The sequence below is a fragment of the Amycolatopsis sp. SB7-3 genome (genome assembly GCF_041021335.1).
In the GTDB taxonomy this organism is placed as follows: Bacteria; Actinomycetota; Actinomycetes; order Mycobacteriales; family Pseudonocardiaceae; genus Amycolatopsis; species Amycolatopsis japonica.
In genome coordinates this window covers 2962848-2983241 of sequence record NZ_JBFPJQ010000001.1, presented here as the reverse complement: position 1 = coordinate 2983241, position 20394 = coordinate 2962848, and the positions used below count along the sequence as shown (strand labels likewise).

Sequence of the window (20394 nt, the reverse complement as noted above, 5' to 3'; positions counted from 1 at the left end):
CTCCATGTCTGAGGGGACCTTGCTCGACGTCGTCTACTGCGAAGGCTGGGACCCGGCCGCCCGCGCGCTGATCGGAAGGTTCTCCCCCGGCATCGCGCGGGAACGCGACGCCGCCGGGGAGCAGTACGCCGTCGCGCTGGTGCGTCCCGACTCGGGAGTTCCGTTGGTACTGGTCGAAGTCGCTTGGAAGCACCACTTCGCCCGCTCCGCGCACTTCGACGAGCGGAGCAGGCGCCGTGGGTTGTTCGAGTTCCGCGTGCTCGAAGACGGCTCGCTGTTCCTCGTGAAGGTCGACCAGTGGACCTACCATTTCGATGACCAGGAGGAATTCGACGAGCAGAACGCCGGCCGTGTCGAGCTGTCCTTCGGCCCCGACGGCGACGGCTGGATGCACAAGGCCCCTCGTGGCTACGGCGGCGGTTCCAGCAGCGGCCGTGTGCGAAAGCCGTTGTCCGAGCTGAGGATGCCGAAGCCCGCCTTCGGCGTCTGGGAACCCTTCACGAATTCGAAGGAGCTGACCCTGCGGACGCCGGACGCCCCGGTCACCGATCCACCGGTTCCGGTCGAGGAGCGCCCTTGGCGGCCCTCCGTTCCCTTGCGCCCCTTCGGTATCGACGAAATGTTCACGGCGGGTACGCGTTTCTCCCTGAGCGGTGGCCACGGCGTCGTCGAGATCGGCCTTCGGGACGCCGGGAAGCTCCGCATGACCAGCGGCAGGCTCGTCGCGGCGGATCCGGCCTTCCTGGATTCGGACGCCGCGCACTTCACGGTCACCGTGCCTCCCGGCGAGTACCGGGTGGTGATCTCGGTGATCCGGTTCGTCGACGAGCCGTCCCACGAACGGGTCGTGGCCGCGAAACTCGTCGTCGCCGACGTCCCCGTCGCCACCTGGGAAGCGGCGCTGTGGCCCGGGCAGAACGCGCTTTTCCTCGGTGACGGGGAGTTCTACGGCTATGGCGTGGACAGCGGCACTGGCTGCTTCACCGACGCCGACGCCCTTCCCGAGGAGATGGACGACGAGCTGCTCGAGAAGTTCGAGGAGGTGGACCCGCATATCGACGTCACGCCGGACGGTGCCGACGGCAACATCATCGCGTTCACCACCGGCTGGGGAGACGGCAGTTATCCGACCTGGATCGGCCGGGCGGCCGACGGCACGCCGGTCTGCTTCGTCACCGACATGCTGATCCTGAACCGTGCCCGGATTCTCACGGCCTGAGCGGGGATCATGGCGCCATGACCTTCACCGGAGAAGAGATCGCGTACCTGCGCTCGCAACCGTTGGCCCGCTTCGCGACCCTGTCGGAGGGCGGGGAACAGCCCGACGTCGTCCCCTTGGCGTTCGAATTCGACGGAACGGATTTCTGGGTGGGCGGCGCGGGCGCATCGGTCCTGGCGACCCGGAAGTTCCGCAATATCCAAGCGGGACAACGTAAAGTCGCCTTGCTCGTCGACGACCTCGTCTCACTCGACCCGTTCATCGCGCGCGGTGTCCGGATCTACGGAGAGGCCGCCGACCCGATCGAACGGATGGGAATCGTCGGCCCGGGCATCTACTCGCGCGTGACGCCGAAGGTTTCGTGGAGCTGGAACATGGCGGGCGAACCCGCGGGCGAGGCTTGGTATCCGTCGAGGCGAGCGGTTCACGGCGACACGTAGACGAGCATGTCCTTCAGGACGCCGCCGATCTCGTGATGGGCGGGCGGCTCGGTCATCGGTCCATTCTTGTCGGTGGGTGGCGGTACCTTCGAATCCATGCGGGAGCTGATCGTCACCGAGAACTGCACGATCGACGGCGTGATCGAACTGGCGGGCGACTGGTTCAGCCCGGGTGACACCGATCCGGACGTGGACCAGTCCGACGTTCTGGCCACGCTCCGGGAACAACGTGAGAACGCCGACGCGCTCCTGCTCGGACGCGTCACCTTCGAAGACATGCGCGGGTATTGGCCGCACGAAACCGAAGACACGACAGGCATTTCCGCTTACCTCGACACCGTGAACAAGTACGTCGTCTCGAGCACGCTCACGGAGCCGGAGTGGGAGAACACCACTGTGCTCTCCGGCGAGCTGCGCTCGGAGATCGAGAATCTGAAGTCCACCGAAGGCAAGGACATCGTGACCACCGGCAGCGTCTCGCTGGTGCGATCGCTCATCGCCGAGGGGCTCGTCGACGAGTACCGGTTGTTCGTCTACCCCGTCGTGGTCGGTGAAGGCCGTCGACTGTTCGAGGGCGCCACCGGTGTCCCGAAGCTTCGGCTGGTGGAGGAGAGGTCGTTCGCTTCGGGAATCGTGCTGCTGCGCTACCGCGCGGCGTCGAACTGACGGCTTCACCGGGTCGCGCGGCGGGAATTCCCTGCTCACCCGCCGCTCGGTAGGGTCGTGCTCCGGTTCGGCGACGGGAGAACGACGGAGGTGGCGCGCATGGCCGACGCGTCGAAGTTCACGGCCGAGGTGTTCCGTCGCGCGTCGGAACGGCCTCAGGTCCCACCGCGGCTGGCCCGGGCGGCGACCTGCGTCCGGGAAGGCAAGTTCACTTGGGAGGAGGTCGCTACCGGGAGTTGCGAGCACCCGCTCGCACAGGCGCTGTTCGCGCCCAGAGCCCAGGAAAAGCTGTGGCCGTTGCTGGCCGAGGTCGCCGCGGAGCTCGAATCGGAGCCTCCGCCCGCCGAACCCCGGCGCGCGCGACGAGCGCCGACGACGGACGACGACTTCAGTGAGTACACCTACCTCGAAGACCTGGCCGAACCGAACACGCGTCCCGCATGGCCGCAAAGGCGGGGACGCGGCCGGTGAGCGGCCCCCGTGAAAAAACAGGGTGAGGAGCGCACGGTCCCGCGCGTAGCGCCGGCGACCGTGATCAGTGAGACGGGCACAGGAGACGACCCTTCGGACGGCTGGTTCCCCGAGAGCGTGGCCACTGACTACGACGAGCCGGGCCGAGCGAACCGCCCGACGTGGTGACACCCGCGGCGGCCCGGTGCTCGAGTTCGCCGTCGGAACCGGACGGATCGCGATCCCGCTGGCCGCGCGTGGCGTGCCGGTGAGCGGTATCGAACTGAGCCGGGCGATGGCGGCACGGATCGCGGGCAAGCCGGGTGGCGGCGCGGCCCGTTCGCGATGGAGCCGGGCTATGTCGGTTTCGACGTATCGCCGGGATGCGACTGAAGCACCGTTGGGCGGACTGGGACCGCTCGGAGTTCACTGCCGAGAGCACGAAGCAGGTGTCGGTCTGGGAGCGCGGTTCGTGAGGATGATGGCCGCGCTGACGGCGAGCAGGGGCAGCGCCCACAGCGCCGTCGTGAGGTAGCCGGCCCGGGAAGGGAGCAACGTGCCGTCCGGGGTGGCGGCGGCGAGCAGGAGACCGGCGAGAGCACTGCCCACGGCCATCCCGATGCTGCGGGCGATCTGGTTGATCGAGAGCACGCTGGCCGTTTCCTCTTGGGGCACACCGGCCAGAACGAGTTTGGGCATCACCGCGAAGACACCTCCGACGGCGAAACCGAGCAGGGCGATCGCGACGAGGACGAGAAGAAACGACCGGTTGCCGGTGGCGAACAGCAGGGCGCTCACCACGGCGATCAGGACCGCGAACGCGTACGTCCACCGTTCGGTGAGGCGTGCGATGAGCCGCGGGATCGCTTTTCCCGCAACGAATCCGAGCAGTGAGAACGGGATCAGTGCCGCACCGGCGGCGACGCCGGGAAGCGCGAAGCCGTAGTGGGCGCTGGCCGGCGTCTGCACGTAACGGGTGAACAAGCTGAACAGCAGGTACAAACCCGCACCGGCCACGAGAATCGCCAGGTTCGCGCGAAGGATGCCGCCTTGGGCGAGCAACCGGAGGTTCACCAGCGGCGCCGTCGTGCGCAGTTCGATGAACGCCCACACGACCAGGACCGCGACGGACCCGGCGAGAACACCGATGCCCAGCCACGCGGTCGTCCAGATCGAGGGCTCGGCGATGACCAGGAGGATCCCGAGCGTGCCGAGGGCGAGTAGCAGCGTGCCGGGAACGTCGATCCGAGGAAGCTCGCCGGGTGCTTCGGCGGGCAGGAACCGCCAGGCGATGACGAACGCGGCAGCGGAAAGGAGGAAGCCGAAACCGTACGCGACACGTAGTCCCGCGAGCTGGTCGAGAAGGCTGACCACCGGATAGCCGACGCCGATGCCGACCGTCGACGCGACCGAAAGGGCGGCGATCGTCGATGTCGCGCGCTCAGGCGGCAGGTGGGCGCGGGCGACGCTCATCAGCAGCGCCCCGGCCGCGACCCCGAGCCCTTGCATGCCGCGTCCGATCAACAGCGCCGCGTACGGGAGCGGAAGCACCGTCAGCAACCCACCCGTCATGACCAGGGCCAGGGTGCCCAGGATCGTGGCGCGGCGGTACGGGCCGCTGCCGAGCCTGCCCAGTACCGGGCCCGCGATCGCGCCGCTGAACAGCGTCACCGTCAGGGTCCACTGTGCGGCGTCCAGCGAGACGTGCATGCCAGTGGCGACCGGAGTGATCAGGGGCGCCCCGACGCTGCCGATCACCGCGCCAGCCAACGCCGTGCACACCAGCGCCGGGCTCAGCCGCCCGTCGTGCCGGACGGGGGCACTCATCGGTTCGTCTCGGTGGTGATGTGGGTGAACAGCCCGGGCTGGATCCGGGTGCGGACGCCTTCGGCCCAGGCGTCGCCGACCTGCTCGACGTCCATCGCGGCGCCGGTGTTGAGCAACATCCCGAAGGCGAGGAACGTCTTCACGGTCACCGGATCGAGCCCGGTGCCGTCCTCGGCCGTGCCCCACATCCGCGCGAAACAGAACCGCACCGCGTCCCGTACCTCCGGGTCGCCACACGCGGCGAAGCCCTGAAGCTGCAACAACAACCCGGTCCGATCGGCCAGCAGGTCGTAGTACTGCGCGCCCATCGCCGAGAGCGCGTCCAGGCCGGTCTTCCCGTCGCCCGCGTCCCGCATCGCGTCGCTGAGCCGTTCGAACGCGGCCTGGACCAGCTCCAGGAACAGGGCCTTCTTCGTCCCGAACATCCGGAAGACGTACGCCTGCGTGATCCCCGCCGTCTTCGCGATCGCTTCCGTCGACGCCCCGTACAGCCCGTGTTCCGCGAACTCCTTCGCGGCGATGGCCAGCACCTGGGCACGTCGTTCGGGTCCGCTCATCCGTCCAGCCATGCCTCTAAGTTACTGGTTACTAACCACTAACTAAAGGTGGCCTGCGCAACAAAACAGAGCGGCCCCGTGACTGGGTCACGGGGCCGCTCTGGTGTGGCGAGTGAGGGATTCGAACCCCCGAAGGCAGTGCCGTCTGATTTACAGTCAGATCCCTTTGGCCGCTCGGGCAACTCGCCGTGGCCGGGTGTCCCCGGCCGAGACGAAAGAATACCCAATGCCGTGGCGGGCCGGTCAACCGGGTTCCGCAGGGCTAGGGTGGAAGCTCCTGACAAGCGAGTACGAGGTGTGAGAACACGTGGCGGATCCCTCTTTCGACGTGGTGAGCAAGGTCGATCGCCAGGAGGTGGACAACGCCCTGAACCAGGCCAGCAAGGAACTCGGTACGCGGTTCGACTTCCGGGGTACCGGGACCAAGATCGACTGGTCCGGTGAGGAGGCGATCGCGATCGAGTCCGAGACCGAGGAGCGGGCGCTGGCGGCGGTCGAGGTGTTCAAGGAGAAGCTGATCAAACGCGGCATCTCCCTGAAGGCCTTCGAGGCGGGCGAGCCGGCGTTGTCCGGCAAGATCTACAAGATCGGCGGCAAGATCCTGCAGGGGATCGCGTCGGACAAGGCGAAGCAGATCGCCAAGTTCATCCGCGACGAAGGCCCCAAGGGCGTCCAGGCGCAGATCCAGGGCGACCAGCTGCGGGTGTCCGGCAAGAAGAAGGACCAGCTGCAGGACGTGATCGCCTTGCTGAAGGGCAAGGACTTCGAGATCGCGCTGCAGTTCACGAACTACCGCTGAGCACGGCGACGACGAGGCCACCTTCGCCGGAAGGTGGCCTTCGTCATGTCTACGACGCGGTGACCGTCCAGGTCCCGTCGCCTTCCACCGACACGAAGGCCGGTCCGGACACGGGAACGCTGCCCTTGTAGTCGCCGAGCTGGTTCACGGGGAGCTCCGAGTAGTCGCCGCTGTGCACCCACACCGCCGTGCGACCGCTGTTCTTGGTGGTGACGGCGACCGCCGAGACGCCATCAGGCGCGGCGAAGACAGCTTCGCTCTTACCGGACAGGGGCTTGCCCGGCGTGAGTACGGGCAGGCCGCTTTCGTCGGTGATGGTCAGCGTCCAGGCGGCGTTGGCCTTGACGGTGAACGTCTTCGCCTGACGGCCGGGCATGTCGTTGATCCACTGCGTGCCCTTGTACGGGCCGACGTCGTTGACGATCAGCTCGTTCTCGGTGTTGACCGCGACGTGCCCGGAACACTTCGGGCACTCGAAGGTCACGAAGCCGATGCGCGACGGCCAGGCCATGGGGACCGACGCGTTCCCCTTCCCCGAATGCTTCTCCTCCGGCTGCGGGCCGGGCTTCGGGGTGGTGGTCGGCGTGGGGGTCGTCGATGGCGCGTGCAGCCCTTCCGGGGCGGCCGCGTGCGGGACGACACGGCCCAGAGCCGGCGGCGAGCAGGCCATCAGGCCCGCGGTCAGCAGCACGGCACTCGCAGCCGCGCACAAGCGCCTGATCACGTGTTTCCCCCTAGTCGAAACCGTCATCCGATCTTCGCCGCCCGATAGCCCAGCGTTACCGGATCACTCGCCCGAGCGATTCAGGCCACTCGGACGTGGGTTTCCGCCGCAACGCCTCCGCGAGAGTCCGAAAGGGACAAAAGCCCGTGTTGTAATCCGGCGATCGCGTTCGAGGAAGGTCACGATGAGACGCCGTTTCAGCTCCGCACTCGCCTTCGCGCTGTCACTCACGGTGATCGCGTCCCTGTTCACGTCCGCGCAGGCCGCGGAACGCCAGCAGCTCGTGCCCGGCTACGGCTCCTACCCGCGGCTGATTCGCCTTGAGCATTCCCCGATCGGCCGCGGCCGCATCCTCGCGTCGCTGACCAGCGAAGACGCGAGCGGCAAGTTCACGCCGATCATGGAAAGCACCGACGAGGGCCAGACCTTCCACAAGATCGGCGAGGTCCGCGACCGCGACGGTCGCCGCGGCATGTGCTGCGGAACGCTGTACGAACTGCCGCAGCGGGTCGGCAGGCTGCGCGCCGGCACCCTGCTGTGGGCCGCGAGTTACCGGCAGGACGCCGGTCCGCAACGGCGGATCGGCATCAGGATCTGGTACAGCCGCGACGCCGGCCGTTCGTGGGCCTTCCTGTCCGAGGCCGCGCGCTCGCACAACCACGACGGCATCTGGGAGCCGGAGTTCGTCGTCGACGCGGGCGGCACGCTCTGGCTGCACTACGCCGACGAGACCGAGGCGCCGCAGTTCGCGCAGGTGATGAACCGGGTCGCTTCCACCGACGGGGTGAACTGGGGCACCAAGCAGCGCACGATGGCCATCCCGCCGCATCGGGTGCGGCCCGGGATGCCGATCATCCGCCGCCTCCCCGACGGCCGGTACTACCTGGCCTACGAGATCTGCAACTACCGCGACCGCTACTGCGACCCGTACTTCAAGATCTCCCCCGACGGCGCCAACTGGGGCGATCCCCTCGACCCCGGCACCCGCGTCACCACCGCCAGCGGCAACTACTTCCAGCACGCGCAGACGATCACGCTGTTCCCCGGCGGCCCGAACGGGGTGCGGCTGGTGATGGTCGGGCAGATCTACACCAACGCCGCCGGGGTCCCGCAGGCCAAGAACGGCCAGGTCCTGCTGGCCAACGACAACTTCGGCGCCGGGCACTGGTACGAACTGCCCGCGCCGGTGCATGTCGTCGGGATCCACAACAACTTCTGCCCCAACTACAGCTCGACGCTGCTGCCGGTCGACGGCGGCAAGAACGTGTTGCAGATCTCCACCGAGTACAACCTCGGCTGCAAGGCGTATTTCGCGAAGGGCCCGGCGTTCTGAGCCACCCGGTAGTGTGAGGTCCCGAGCGATCGGCTACGAAGCGGGGGCATCGCATGAAGGGCATCGTGCTGGCCGGGGGCAGTGGGACGCGTCTGCATCCCATCACCCAGGCGATCTCGAAACAGCTGCTACCGGTCTACGACAAACCGATGATCTACTACCCGATCTCGGTGCTGATGTTCGCCGGGATCCGCGAGATCCTGATCATCTCGACCCCCGTCGACCTGCCGCATTTCCGGCGCCTGCTCGGTGACGGCAGCCAGTTCGGGCTCAGCTTCAGCTACGCCGAGCAGGCCGCCCCGAACGGGCTGGCCGAGGCGTTCGTCATCGGCGCGGACTTCGTCGGCGACGACGACGTCGCGCTCGTGCTCGGCGACAACATCTTCTACGGCCAGGGGTTCTCCAGCAGGCTGCAGGCCGCGGCGACCGCGCTCGACGGCTGCGTGCTGTTCGGCTACCCGGTCAAGGACCCGCAGCGGTACGGCGTCGGCGAGATCGACGCCGACGGCAAGCTCCTCTCCATCGAGGAGAAGCCCGAGAAGCCGAAGTCGAACAAGGCCATCACCGGTCTGTACTTCTACGACAACCAGGTCGTCGAGATCGCCCGTGACCTCAAGCCCTCCCCGCGCGGCGAGCTGGAGATCACGGACGTCAACCTCACCTACCTGCGGCAGGACCGCGCGACCCTGATCGACCTCGGCCGCGGATTCGCCTGGCTCGACACCGGAACGCACGACTCGCTGCTGGAGGCGGGCCAGTTCGTGCAGGTCCTCGAGCACCGGACGGGTGTCCGGATCGCCTGTCTCGAAGAAGTCGCGCTGCGCATGGGCTTCATCGACGCGGAGCAGTGCTTCGCGCTCGGGGCGAAGCTGGCGAAGTCCGGTTACGGTGAATATCTGATGAACGTCGCGCGCACCCAGGGTGCTACCGGCTGAACAGGTGTTCCCGCAGGGTGTCGCCGGTGTAATCGGTCCGGAAGACACCCCGTTCCTGAAGCCGCGGGACGACTTCGTCGACGAACGCGTCCAGCCCGCCCGGGGTCAGATGCGGCACCAGCACGAAGCCGTCGGCGGCGTCGCTCTGGACGTACTCGTCGATCGATTCCGCGATCTGCCGTGCGGTGCCGACGAACTGCTGGCGCGCGGTCACCTCGATGACCAGTTCGCGGATGGAGAGCTTCTTCTCCTCCGCGATCGCCCGCCATTTCGCGGCCACGGCCAGCGGATCCTTCTCGTGCCGGACCCGGCCCCAGGTCAGCGGTTCGGCGTCGGGGTCCGGGTCGATCTCGGGGAGCGGGCCGTCGGCGTCGTAGGCGGAGAGGTCGCGGCTCCAAACCTGTTCGAGGAACTGGATCGCGGTCGCCGGTCGCACCTGCTGATAGCGGATCTCGCGGGCCTGCTCGTGCGCGTCCTCCTCGGTGTCACCGAGGACGAACGTGGCGGCGGGCATGATCAGCAGCTCGCCGGGCTCGCGGCCGTAGGCGGGCAGCCGTCGCTTGACGTCGGCGAAGAACTCCTTGCCGCTCTCGAGTGAACCGTGTCGGCTGAAGATGACGTCGGCGGTCTTGGCGGCGAACTCCCTGCCCTCGTCGGAGTCCCCTGCCTGGATGACGATCGGCTGCCCTTGCGGTGTCCTCGGGACGGTGAACTCGCCCCGGATGTCGAACTGCGGTCCACTGTGGACAAAGCGTTCGATGCCACGGGCGAAGACGCCGTTCTCCTTGTCCCCCACCACCGCGTCGGGTGCCCAGCTGTCCCAGAGTTCGCGCACTGTGGCGAGGAACTCCTCGGCGCGACGGTAGCGGTCCTCGCGTTTCAGGAAGCCGCCGCGGCGGAAGTTCTGGCCCGTCCACGCGTCCGGCGAGGTCACGACATTCCACGCGGCGCGGCCGCCGGAGAGGTGGTCGATGCTCGCGACCTGCCGCGCGACCTCGTACGGCTCGTTGAAGGTGGACGACAGCGTGCCCGCGAGGCCGAGCCGGGTGGTGACCGCGGAGAGCGCCGCCAGCACGGTGGTGGTGTTCGGCCGCCCGACGACGTCCGAATCGAGGATCTTGCCCGCGTGTTCGCGCAGGCGCAGGCCCTCGGCGAGGAACAGGAAGTCGAACTTGCCCCGCTCGGCCGTGCGCGCGAGATGCTCGAAGGACGAAAAGTCGATTTGGCTACCCGAACGCGGGTCACTCCACACGGTGGTGTTGTTGACGCCGGGGAAGTGCGCGGCGAGTTTGACCTGTTTGGGCATTTGTCACGCCTCCGCGTACTGGTTGGCGGCGACCCCGAGGCCGAGATGGTCGCGCAGGGTGGCGCCGGTGTAGGCCTGCCGGAACGCGCCCGCGGCCTGGAGCGCGGGCACTGTCTCGGCGGTGAAGAGCGCCAGGTCGTCGGGCAGGACCGCGGGCCGGAGGTGGAAACCGTCGAGACTGTTGGACGCCCCGAGGCGGGGCAGCTCGGTGGCGAGGTCGGCGGGAGTTCCGGTGAAGCTCGGGCCGGGCGGGAAGGGCGCGTAGGCCTCCAACGCGCGGCGGCGGTCGATGGCCGCCTGCTCGGTTTCGGCGAGCACGATCGACAGGCCGGCGAGGAGTTTCGCGTCCGGGAAGCGCTCGCGGGCGCCGCGGATCTCGTCGACCAGGACGACGTCGGCGCCGTGCGCGTACGGCGAGTCGCCGTACACCGCGACGACGGGGTGGCCCTGCGGCGGGCGCGGTGTGATCGAAGGTCCCTTGATGCTGAAGAAGCGGCCTTCGAAGTCGACGTAGTGCAGCTTCTCGCGGTCGATGAAGCGGCCGGTCGGCTCGTCGCGGATGATCGCGCCGTCCTCCCAGCTGTCCCAGAGTCGGGCGATGACGTCGACGACCTCGGCGTTCTCCGCTTCGGCGTCCACCTCGGACGGCAGGGTGCGCCTGCCGAAGTGCGCGACCTCGGCCTCGGTGCGCGAAGGCACCGCGAGGACGCCTGCGCGGCCGCGGCTCGCGAAGTCGAGCGAAGCGACGGCCGTCGAGATGTGGAACGGCTCGGTGTGCGTGGTGGTGACTGTGGGAACGAGGCCGATTCCGCTGGTCACAGGGGCGAGCGCGGCGAAGGTGAGGAGTGCGTCGAGCCTGCCTCGGACGACTTCCTCGCCTCCGGGTTGGAGCGCGAGTGTGTCGTCGAGGGTGACGAAGTCGAGCGAAGCCGCTTCGGCGAGCTTCGCGTGGGCGAGGTAGTGGGCGGCGGTGAACAACGCGGACGGGCGGACGTCGGAGACCCGCCAGGCGGCCGGATGCTGCCCGGCCCCGTCGAGCGCGACCCCGAGGTGCAACTGCTGTGCGGAACCCATGCCCCGGGGAACTCGCGCACCAGGCCCTCGATTCCCGCTCCCACGGGGTGAGATCCCCGGCCAGACCTGCGTTTCGCGGGCTAATCGCGATCTGGAGGGGCCGCGTCGCGTTTAGCCCGCGAAACGCGATCTGGGCGCCCACCTGCGTTTCGCGGGCTAAACGCGATCCGGGAGGTCAGTGGGGGTGGCGGGCCATGTCTTCCAGGCGCCGGATGCGTTCGGCCATGGGCGGATGGGTCGAGAAGAGCTTCGAGAGGCCTTCGCCCGGACGGAACGGGTTCGCGATCATCAGGTGTGACTGCGAGACCAGCTTCGGCTCCGGCACGAGCGGCGCCGCGCGTGTTCCCTGATCGAGTTTCCGCAGGGCGGACGCCAGCCCGAGCGGGTCACCGGTGAGTTCCGCGCCCGACGCGTCGGCCTGGAACTCCCGCGAGCGGCTCACCCCGAGTTTCACGACGGCGGCCGCGATCGGCCCGATCAGCACCAGCAGGAGCCCGACCAGCGGACTGTCGCCGTCCTCCCGATCCCCGCCGCCGAAGACGCTGGTGAACATCGCGATGTTGGCGATCACGCTGATCACGCTCGCCAGCGCGCCCGCGACGCAGGAGATCAGGATGTCGCGGTTGTAGACATGGGACAGTTCGTGCCCGAGCACCGCCCGCAGTTCGCGTTCGTCGAGCAGGTCGAGGATGCCGGTGGTGCAGCACACCGCCGCGTGCCGGGGGCTGCGGCCGGTGGCGAAGGCGTTCGGGGCGACGGTGGGGCTGATGTAGAGCCGGGGCATCGGTTGCCGCGCCGTGGTCGCCAGCTCCCGCACGATCCGGTACATCGCCGGCTGCTCGGCCTCGGACACCGGCCGCGCGCGCATGGCCCGCAGCGCCAGCTTGTCGGAGTTGAAGTAGGCGTACGCGTTGACGCCGAGCGCCACCACCAGGCCGATGACCAGCGCACCCCGCCCGAAGAAACCGCTGATCCCGACGATCAGCGCGGACAGCAGGCCGAGCAGGACGACGGTCTTCAGCCCGTTCTGGTGCTTGTGCACGGCGTCCTGCTCCTTTCTTTCTCAGGGTGGGGGTTACTCATCGGAAACAACGCGATCGGGGGACGCGAAGTTCCTTCGCGTGCTCGGATCGCGGGTTATCGTCGAAGCCCGGAACGATCATCGGGAGGCGCCTGTGCGAGGACCCGAGCTGAGCCGCCGAGCCCTGCTCACGCTGGCCGCGGCCGGTGCCTCCGCGGTCGCCTTCGCACCGGCGGCCAGAGCCGAGAAAGTCCTTCTCGTCGAGGTCGGGGGCGCCCCGGAAGCGGTCGCGGTGAATTCCGTCACCGGCTTCGCCTACGTTTCGGACCCGTCCACCGGCACGATCGTCGTCCTCGACTCGCGGTCCGGCACGGTCGGTGACGTGATCCCGGTCGGCGGCGAACCCGCCGGGCTGGCCGTGGACGCGGTGACCGACCGGGTTTTCGTGGCGAATCCGCCCGCCGGGACGGTCCTCGTCCTGGACGGGCGGAGCAATGACGTCGTCAGCGTGGTGCCCGCCGGTCCCGGCGCGTCCAGTGTCGACGTCGACGAGCAGGCGAACCGCATCTACGCGGTCAGTGATCTCACCGGGACACTCGCCGTCATCGACGGCGTGAGCTGCCGCCTGCTGGACCTGGTCCCTGGCCCGCCTCGAGGGCTTTCCTCCATAGCGGTCGACAGCGGGCGCAAGCTCGCCTACTGCACCAGCACGGCCACCGACTCACTGGAGGTCTTCGACATCGGCGCGGGCGAGTTCACCGGCGGGATCCCGGTCGGCAAGGCGCCGACCGGCGTGGCCGTGCACGGTGCCACCGGCACGGTGTTCGTCGCGAATTCGGCCATCCATCATCTGTCCATCGTGGACACGGGTACGCGCAAGGAAAAGGCGACAGTGCTGCTGCGTTCGGAGTCTTCGGCGCTCGCGATCCACGAAGGATCGAACACCGTTTACACCAACGGCGGTCCCAACGGCATCGCCAGGATCGACGGCAGGACGAGCCTGCTCACCGGCGACCTGTCACTCGGCGTGAACCCCGGCGTGGTCGCGATCGACCAGCGCACCAGGACGGTGTACGTGACGGATCCCTTACGCGGCAGGGTTTCCCTCATCAGGGACTTCTGACGCCGGAACGGGCATGATGGCGGGGTGAGCGAGTACGCATTGCGTGGCGGGCTGCAACCCGACGTCTCGGCGGTCACCGCCGTACTGACCCATCACGGTGTCGAAGGGCCGGACGGTCAGGCGCCCGGCGAGGCGCTGGTCTTCGCCGCGTCCGGTGGGATCGGGGCCGGCTACATCCTGTGGGATTTCGCGCACGAGACGACGTCGACGATCGTGTTCGGCTTCCGCGCGCGCTGGCAGTATCCGCGGGAATGGCTCAAGTCCACAGTGGACCGTCTCGGGCTCGCCGCCGACATCCACACCACCGGAAGCAAACGTGCCGCCGCGAAACGGCTTTCCGCGAATCTCGAAGCGGGACGGCCGTCGATCGTCCTCCCCGACCGCGAATCACTCGGCTACTGGCGGCTGCCGCCGGAGATGTCCGGCGGTGGCGGCCACTTCGTCGTCGCGTACGGCGAAGAGGACGGCCGGGTGCTGGTCGACGACCGGAACCTCGCCCCGCTGACGGTCGGCCGGAAGACGTTCGACGCCGCGCGGGGACGGGTCGGCTCGTACAAGAACCTGCTCGCCACGATCGAGCCCGGCGAGGTCACCGACTGGCGGGCTGCCGTGCGCGGCGGACTGGCGGACTGCGCGCGGAACCTCTCGGAGCCGTCGAAGTCGTTCTCGCTTCCCGCCTGGGAGCGCTGGGCGAAGGCGATGACCGACGAACGCGACCCCAAGGGCTGGCCGCGCGCGTTCGGCGAGCGGCGCGGGCTCGTCGGGAGCCTGTTCACCGTGTGGGAGAGCGTCACTCCGGCGGGGATGGAGGGCGGGCATCTGCGCGGGCTGTTCGCCGACGCGCTCACCGAGGCCGCCACCCTGCTCGAACTCCCCGCGCTGGCCGAACAGGCGTCGACCTGGCGCGGGATCGCCGAGCGCTGGGCGGAACTGGCCGAGACGGCCGTTCCGGCATCGAACGCCGAATTCGCCTGGATGCGCGGGCTCGTCAGCGCGGTTTCCGCGGGTGTCCGCGAGGGCGACGCGGGGCAGGAAGCCGCCTCGGCCGCGGCCGAGGAGATGTGGAAACTGCGCACGCACTACAACGACGAAACCCCGTTCACCGACGTCGAAGCCCGTGAGCTCTTCAGCGCGATGGGCACCCGGCTCCGGGACATCCACACCGCCGAGACCGCCGCGATCCGCGAACTCTCCGAAGCCCTGATGGAGTGAACCGCGCCGGTGTCCGTTGCGCCGCGCGGCCGGAACACCACGCGATCGTTCAAGATCCACTTCGTGCACGCACATCCGCTGGGGACGACCAGTGCGCGTCCCGCTCCCGAGATCCACCTCCACCGCCATCGCCTGCGTGTCGCCGACCTGGACCATCTCGGCCACGTCGGGAATGTGCGGTTGCTCGACTACTTCCAAGAAGCCCAGGTCGCGATGCTCGACCCGCGGCGTGAGCACCTCTTCCAGGCCAAGGGACCGGCGTATCTCATCGCGAAGCACAACGTCAGCTACCTGCGCAGGCTGACCTTCCGCGACAGCCCGGTCGAGGTGGAGACCGTGGTCGGCCGGATCGGGACCTGCGACGTCGTGGTGAACAGCAGGCTGCGCGACGAGCGGGCCGTTTACGCGCGCTGCCGCACCATCTGGGTCGCGTGCGTCCTGCCCGAAGGCAGCACGCGAAGACTCGGCGACGAGGAACGCGAGCGGTTGACGCGGTTCAGCGGGGCGATCGACGAGCTTTCCTGAATGAGTTTTTAACCGTTTATGCTCCATTTCCCGCAACACCGGAAAACGGCTGGTCCGTTCAGCGGCTGATCATCCCGCTTTTCGGCCGGTACCTTCGGAAGACCTCTCCCCTGCAGAGCTCCCCGGAGGTATTTCATGCCACGGTCGAAGTCTGTCCGCTTTCTCGCGCCCTTGGTCGGCGCGATGCTACTGACGAGCGGGGTGGCCGTCGCCGCCCCGGCCGCCGAAGACCCCCAATTCATCCGCCTGGCCAGCAGGACCTTCGATCCGCTGAGCCAGCGAACGGCCGCGAGCCAGGACTGGAAGGGCGCCTACCTGCTCCAGGTCCGGAGCGCGCTGACCGACGAACAGCGCGGGCGATTGCGTTCACTCGGCGTGCGGATCGGGACCTACATTCCCGATTTCGCCTATGTGGTCCGACTGAAGCCGGAGAACCGCGAATCGGTCGCGAAATTGAATTTCGTCCGCTGGCTCGGCGAATACCGGGCGGACGACAAGGTGGAGATCTCGCTGGCCGCGACGGGCGGTTACCTGGTGACGCTCGTCGAATCGGACGCGCGGGATCAGCGCGTGGTCGCCGAGCGGATCCTGCGGCTCGGCGGGAGCATCGAGGCGATCTCGCAGAGCGGGCAGCACATCGTGGCGAAGCTCGGTCCCGGTCAAGCCGCCACTGTGGCGCAAGGGGCCGAGGTGCTCGCGGTCGGCGCGATCACCGCGCCCGAGACCGACATGGCCAACGCCAGGGAGAGCAGCGGCGCGAACTACATCGAGAGTGTCGGCGGGTACCGCGGCCAGGGCGTGCGCGGCGAGGTGATGGACGGCGGGCTACGCGTCACGCACCAGGAATTCAAGGCCCGGCCGACGGTGCTGCACGGATCGAACTCCACCAGCACCAGCCACGGGACGTCCACGTACGGCCAGATCTTCGCGTCGGGGGTGAGCGCGCCGCAGCGGGGGCTGCTGCCCGAGGCGCAAGGGATCTTCGCCACCTACGACAAGCCTGACCGCTACGCCCACACCAAGGAACTGGTCGACCCGGCGGGCAAGTACCGCGCCGTGTTCCAGAGCAACAGCTGGGGTGGCGGGCTGACCACGGCCTACAACTCGGTCTCCGCCGAGCTCGACAAGATCGTCTTCGATCACGACCTGCTGATCTGCCAGTCGCAGAGCAACGCGGGCACCCAGCAGTCGCGGCCGCAGGCCTGGTCGAAGAACGTGCTTTCGGTCGGCGGGCAGTACCACTACAACACGCTGGGCCGCACCGACGACAAGTGGAACGGCGGCGCGAGCATCGGCCCGGCCGCCGACGGCCGGATCAAACCGGAACTGTCGAACTACTACGACCGGATCGACACCACGTCGTCCGGCAGTGACACCTCGTACACGACGTCGTTCGGCGGCACGAGCGGGGCGACACCGATCACCTGCGGAAACGCCGGGCTGCTGTTCCAGATGTGGGCCGACGGCGTGTTCGACGGCGGCCCCGGCAAGGGCCGCGACGTCTTCGCGAGCCGCCCGCACGCCGCGACCGCGAAGGCGCTGCTGATCAACGGGGCCGACCAGTTCGCGTTCAGCGGCACCTCGCACGACATGACCCGGACGCATCAGGGCTGGGGCACCGCGAACGTGCGGTACCTGCACGAACAGGCCAAGGCGAACGGGTGGAAGCTGCCGGTGCTCGTGAACGAGACCGACCTGCTGGGCACCGGGCAGTCGAAGAAGTACACGGTCGCGGTGAACGGGACCAAGCAGTTCAAGGCCACGCTGGCCTACACCGACCCGGCGGGCTCGCCGAGCGCGTCGGTCACCAGGGTCAACGACCTGACGCTGAAGGTCACCGCGCCGAACGGGACCGTCTACTACGGCAACAACGGGCTGAAGGCGGGCAACTTCTCGACCGCGGGCGGGTCGCCGAACACCGTCGACACGGTGGAGAACGTCATCCTCGAGAAGCCGGCCGCCGGCACGTGGACGGTGGAGGTCGTGGCGACCCAGGTGAACGCCGACGGGCACCCGGAGACGTCGGCGACCGATGCGGACTATGCGTTGGTGGTTTCTTGACGGTGTGACCGCCCGGATCGCGTTTAGCCCGCTAAACGCGAAGTGGCCGGTGTTGCGCGTGAAGGCCTCCTTCCCTCGGCTCAGCCGCGGGAAGGGGGCCTTCACGCGCGTCGGGGCCTGAGGCCTGGTAGGCGCGTTTAGCCGGCGGAACGCGATCCGGGCGCCGGGGGGGCGGTGAAGGGATGTCGCGAAAGCCACTTTCGGGACATCAGACGTCGCGAAAGTGGCTTTCGCGACGTCCGTGGGGGCCTGGCGGGGCGCGTTTAGTCGGCTGAACGCGATCGGGCGGGGTTGCCCGCGCCCGGATGGCGGAGACGTCTGCGCCGATGGCCGAGACGCCAGGTTTCGGTTGTGAGACGGAAGCGTGAGACCCCTGGAAGGCATGTAACGAGGCGACCCGAGGTGCCGACGTCTGGGATACGTGACGCGAGCCAAGGAGCCTCTCGATGACCACCTGCCGTCTCTGCGGCTCGGCCCATCTCGCCAGTGTCGTCGACCTCGGGGCGACGCCGCCGTGCGAACGATTCCTGACCGCGGAGCAGCTGCAGGAGCCGGAGCCGACCTACCCCCTGCACCTGCGGGTCTGCACGGAATGCTGGCTGGCCCAGATCCCGCCGCTGATCACCCCGGAAGAGACTTTCACCGAATACGCGTACTTCTCGTCGTATTCCGCCTCTTGGGTCGACCACGCCAAAACGTTCGTCGACGGCGCCGTCGAGCGGCTGGGGCTCGACGGGTCCTCGTTCGTCGTCGAGGTCGCCAGCAACGACGGTTATCTCCTCAAACACGTTGTGGCGCAGAAGATCCGTTGCCTCGGCGTGGAACCTTCGGTGAACGTGGGCCAAGCCGCGCGTGACGCCGGGGTGCCGACGAAGACCGCCTTCCTCGGGCCCGAAACCGGACGCGACGTCCGCGAGGAGCACGGTCCCGCCGACCTCGTCGTGGCGAACAACGTTTACGCGCACATCCCGGACATCATCGGTTTCACGCACGGGCTCCGCGCCCTGGTCGCCGATGACGGCTGGGTCAGCATCGAGGTCCAGCACCTGCTGACGCTGATCCAGGACAACCAGTACGACACGATCTATCACGAGCACTTCCAGTACTACACGGTGGAATCCGCGCGCCGGGCCCTCGCGCGCGGCGGATTGTCCGTTGTGGACGTCGAGCTCCTGCCCACGCACGGCGGTTCGATCCGGCTGTGGGCGCGCCCGGACGCCGTCGCCGGCGAGCCGAGCGAGCGGATGATGCAGGTCCTCGACGCCGAAAAGGCGGCCGGACTGCACGAAATGTCCGGCTACACCGAATTCTCCGAGCGGGTCACCAAGGTCCGGCTCGAGCTGAACAAGTTCCTCACCGACGCCGCGCTCGAAGGCAAGACCGTCGTCGGTTACGGCGCCCCCGGCAAGGGCAACACGCTGCTGAACCACTGCGGCATCCGCCCGGACGTGCTGCGGTACACCGTCGACCGCAACCCGTACAAGCACGGCCGGTTCACCCCCGGCACCCGGATCCCGATCCTGCCGCCGGAGCGCATCGAAGCGGACCGGCCCGATTACGTGCTCGTCCTTCCGTGGAACCTCCGGAAGGAGCTGACCGCCCAATTGTCCTTTGTGGACGAATGGGGCGGGAAACTGGTCTTCCCCATCCCGCACCTGGAAATCGTCGAGGTGAAGTCGTGAAGGTAGTCCTCTTCTGCGGCGGCTACGGCATGCGGATGCGCAACGGTGACGCGTCCGACGTGCCCAAGCCGATGGCCATGGTCGGCCCCAGACCCCTGATCTGGCACGTGATGCGGTACTACGCGCATTTCGGCCACACCGAGTTCATCCTCTGTCTCGGCTACGGCGCGCACCACATCAAGGAGTTCTTCCTCAATTACCAGGAGACCACCTCCAACGATTTCGTCCTGCGCCGCGGCAAGGCCGAACTGCTGTCGACCGACATCGCGGACTGGTCGATCACCTTCGTGCAGACCGGTCTCGAATCGGCCATCGGCGAACGGCTGCGCCGGGTGCGCCCGTATCTCGAGGGCGACGAGATGTTCCTCGCCAACTACGCCGACGTCCTCACCGACGCCCCGTTGCCGGAGATGATCGAGCGGTTCACGGCATCCGACGCCGGCGCCTCGATGATGGTCGTGCCGCCGCAGTCGTCGTTCCACTGCGTCGAAATGGGCGAGGACGGCCGCATCGGCGCGCTGACCCCGGTCAGCGAGATGCCGCTGTGGGAGAACGGCGGGTACTTCGTGCTGCGCCAGGAGATCTTCGACCACATCCCCGAGGGCGGCGACCTGGTGGCCGACGGCTGCGGCGAGCTCGCCAAACAGGGCAAGCTGCTCGCGTACCCGTACCGCGGGTTCTGGAAGCCGACCGACACCGTCAAGGAGCGCGTCCAGCTGGACGAAGCGTACGCGCACGGAGACCGTCCGTGGGCACGCTGGGAACGCGAAGCGGCGAGCACGGCGTGATCGAGCTCGGCACCGGCGGCGTCCGGCGGATCGTCGCCCTCGGCGCGCACTGTGACGACATCGCCATCGGGGCGGGCGGCACGCTGCTGACGCTCTGCGCCGCCAACCCTGGTGTCCGGGTGGATGCCCTCGTCCTTTCCGGTGGTGGCACCGAGCGGGAGACCGAGGAGCGCGCGGCGCTCGCGGCCTTCTGCCCGGGCGCCGACGTCGAGGTCACCGTGCTCAAACTGCCCGACGGCCGGCTCCCCGCGCACTGGGAAGAGGCCAAGAACGGGCTGGAGGAGCTGCGCCGCCGCACCGATCCGGACCTCGTCCTCTCCCCGCGCACGGCGGACGCGCACCAGGACCACCGCGGCCTGGCGAAGCTGGTGCCGACGGTGTTCCGCACCCATCTCCAGCTGGAGTACGAGATCGTGAAATGGGACGGCGACCTCGGGAAACCCACCGCGTACGTGCCGCTTTCCCCCGAGCTCGCCGAAGAAAAGGTCCGGCTGCTGCAGGAGCACTACGCCTCCCAGCGGCACCGGCCCTGGTACGACCGGGAAGCCTTCCTCGGCCTCGCCCGCATTCGCGGCATCGAATGCGGGCAGCGCTATGCCGAGGCCTTCGACCTCAAGAAACTGACGCTCGACCTCACTCCGAAAGGCTGAAA

General features: G+C 68.3%; 20 protein-coding genes and 1 tRNA gene. 14 read left to right on the top strand and 7 right to left on the bottom strand.

Annotated elements, in window-relative coordinates; genetic code table 11:
* Window positions 1-4 precede the first annotated feature (4 nt).
* The 4 genes from AB8M46_RS14705 to AB8M46_RS14690 all read left to right on the top strand — a co-directional run bounded on the left by AB8M46_RS14705 (window position 5) and on the right by AB8M46_RS14690 (window position 2796).
* Window positions 5-1219, top strand: coding sequence for a DUF4241 domain-containing protein (locus AB8M46_RS14705; protein ID WP_394360503.1), 1215 nt, complete (start codon window positions 5-7; stop codon window positions 1217-1219).
* 17 nt (window positions 1220-1236) lie between these two features.
* A complete protein-coding gene (locus tag AB8M46_RS14700; protein ID WP_394360502.1) occupies window positions 1237-1659 on the top strand; it encodes a PPOX class F420-dependent oxidoreductase in 423 nt (140 codons plus the stop codon).
* A 96-nt stretch (window positions 1660-1755) separates the two neighbouring features.
* Entirely contained in the window at window positions 1756-2325 is a 570-nt protein-coding gene (locus AB8M46_RS14695) for a dihydrofolate reductase family protein (RefSeq protein ID WP_394360501.1), read from the top strand.
* Between the two features lie 99 nt (window positions 2326-2424).
* Window positions 2425-2796, top strand: a complete 372-nt coding sequence (locus AB8M46_RS14690) for a hypothetical protein (protein ID WP_394360500.1) — start codon at window positions 2425-2427, stop codon at window positions 2794-2796.
* 405 nt (window positions 2797-3201) lie between these two features.
* Here the strand turns inward: AB8M46_RS14690 and AB8M46_RS14685 are convergent, their stop codons facing one another.
* The 3 genes from AB8M46_RS14685 to AB8M46_RS14675 form a co-directional block, all read right to left on the bottom strand.
* Window positions 3202-4602, bottom strand: coding sequence for an MFS transporter (locus tag AB8M46_RS14685; protein WP_394360499.1), 1401 nt, complete (start codon window positions 4600-4602; stop codon window positions 3202-3204).
* Window positions 4599-5171 (bottom strand): TetR/AcrR family transcriptional regulator, encoded by a 573-nt coding sequence (locus AB8M46_RS14680; RefSeq protein WP_394360498.1) that lies wholly within the window; start codon window positions 5169-5171, stop codon window positions 4599-4601. The genes AB8M46_RS14685 and AB8M46_RS14680 overlap by 4 nt, the downstream gene beginning before the upstream one ends.
* Before the next feature lie 94 nt (window positions 5172-5265).
* Window positions 5266-5347: transfer RNA gene (locus AB8M46_RS14675), tRNA-Tyr, on the bottom strand.
* Between the two features lie 119 nt (window positions 5348-5466).
* Between AB8M46_RS14675 and AB8M46_RS14670 the strand changes: the two genes are divergently transcribed.
* A complete protein-coding gene (locus AB8M46_RS14670) occupies window positions 5467-5958 on the top strand; it encodes a YajQ family cyclic di-GMP-binding protein (RefSeq protein WP_016331028.1) in 492 nt (163 codons plus the stop codon).
* A gap of 49 nt (window positions 5959-6007) precedes the next feature.
* Here AB8M46_RS14670 and AB8M46_RS14665 read toward each other — a convergent pair whose 3' ends face one another.
* A complete protein-coding gene (locus tag AB8M46_RS14665; RefSeq protein WP_125732094.1) occupies window positions 6008-6682 on the bottom strand; it encodes a hypothetical protein in 675 nt (224 codons plus the stop codon).
* Window positions 6683-6866: 184 nt separating this feature from the next.
* Between AB8M46_RS14665 and AB8M46_RS14660 the strand changes: the two genes are divergently transcribed.
* Together AB8M46_RS14660 and rfbA are read left to right on the top strand one after the other, a co-directional pair.
* Complete coding sequence (locus AB8M46_RS14660) at window positions 6867-8015, top strand: sialidase family protein (RefSeq protein ID WP_037332807.1); 1149 nt, start codon at window positions 6867-6869, stop codon at window positions 8013-8015.
* Window positions 8016-8068: 53 nt separating this feature from the next.
* Window positions 8069-8950 carry a glucose-1-phosphate thymidylyltransferase RfbA gene (gene rfbA / locus AB8M46_RS14655; protein WP_037332809.1) on the top strand — a complete coding sequence of 294 codons (882 nt, stop codon included), beginning with the start codon at window positions 8069-8071 and terminating at the stop codon, window positions 8948-8950.
* On the opposite strand, the gene AB8M46_RS14650 is transcribed toward rfbA, so the two are convergent.
* The 3 genes from AB8M46_RS14650 to htpX form a co-directional block, all read right to left on the bottom strand.
* On the bottom strand, window positions 8940-10256 hold the full coding sequence (locus tag AB8M46_RS14650) for an NtaA/DmoA family FMN-dependent monooxygenase (protein WP_350592046.1): 1317 nt from the start codon (window positions 10254-10256) through the stop codon (window positions 8940-8942). The two genes, rfbA and AB8M46_RS14650, sit on opposite strands and share 11 nt — an antisense overlap.
* Before the next feature lie 3 nt (window positions 10257-10259).
* Window positions 10260-11330, bottom strand: a complete 1071-nt coding sequence (locus AB8M46_RS14645; protein WP_394360497.1) for an LLM class flavin-dependent oxidoreductase — start codon at window positions 11328-11330, stop codon at window positions 10260-10262.
* Window positions 11331-11505: 175 nt separating this feature from the next.
* On the bottom strand, window positions 11506-12372 hold the full coding sequence (gene htpX, locus AB8M46_RS14640; protein ID WP_394360496.1) for a zinc metalloprotease HtpX: 867 nt from the start codon (window positions 12370-12372) through the stop codon (window positions 11506-11508).
* Window positions 12373-12505: 133 nt separating this feature from the next.
* On the opposite strand from htpX, the gene AB8M46_RS14635 reads away from it, so the two are divergent.
* The 7 genes from AB8M46_RS14635 to AB8M46_RS14605 all read left to right on the top strand — a co-directional run bounded on the left by AB8M46_RS14635 (window position 12506) and on the right by AB8M46_RS14605 (window position 20392).
* Window positions 12506-13474, top strand: a complete 969-nt coding sequence (locus AB8M46_RS14635; protein ID WP_394360495.1) for a YncE family protein — start codon at window positions 12506-12508, stop codon at window positions 13472-13474.
* A gap of 24 nt (window positions 13475-13498) precedes the next feature.
* Window positions 13499-14686 (top strand): BtrH N-terminal domain-containing protein, encoded by a 1188-nt coding sequence (locus AB8M46_RS14630; RefSeq protein WP_394360494.1) that lies wholly within the window; start codon window positions 13499-13501, stop codon window positions 14684-14686.
* A 9-nt stretch (window positions 14687-14695) separates the two neighbouring features.
* On the top strand, window positions 14696-15211 hold the full coding sequence (locus AB8M46_RS14625; protein ID WP_051972694.1) for a thioesterase family protein: 516 nt from the start codon (window positions 14696-14698) through the stop codon (window positions 15209-15211).
* Between the two features lie 183 nt (window positions 15212-15394).
* On the top strand, window positions 15395-17272 hold the full coding sequence (locus AB8M46_RS14620) for a S8 family serine peptidase (protein WP_394360493.1): 1878 nt from the start codon (window positions 15395-15397) through the stop codon (window positions 17270-17272).
* A gap of 446 nt (window positions 17273-17718) precedes the next feature.
* Window positions 17719-18954, top strand: a complete 1236-nt coding sequence (locus AB8M46_RS14615) for a class I SAM-dependent methyltransferase (RefSeq protein ID WP_378427018.1) — start codon at window positions 17719-17721, stop codon at window positions 18952-18954.
* Complete coding sequence (locus AB8M46_RS14610; RefSeq protein ID WP_394360492.1) at window positions 18951-19742, top strand: sugar phosphate nucleotidyltransferase; 792 nt, start codon at window positions 18951-18953, stop codon at window positions 19740-19742. The genes AB8M46_RS14615 and AB8M46_RS14610 overlap by 4 nt, the downstream gene beginning before the upstream one ends.
* A complete protein-coding gene (locus AB8M46_RS14605; RefSeq protein ID WP_378427047.1) occupies window positions 19739-20392 on the top strand; it encodes a PIG-L deacetylase family protein in 654 nt (217 codons plus the stop codon). Before AB8M46_RS14610 ends, AB8M46_RS14605 begins: the two co-directional genes overlap by 4 nt.
* The last annotated feature ends 2 nt before the right edge of the window (window positions 20393-20394 follow it).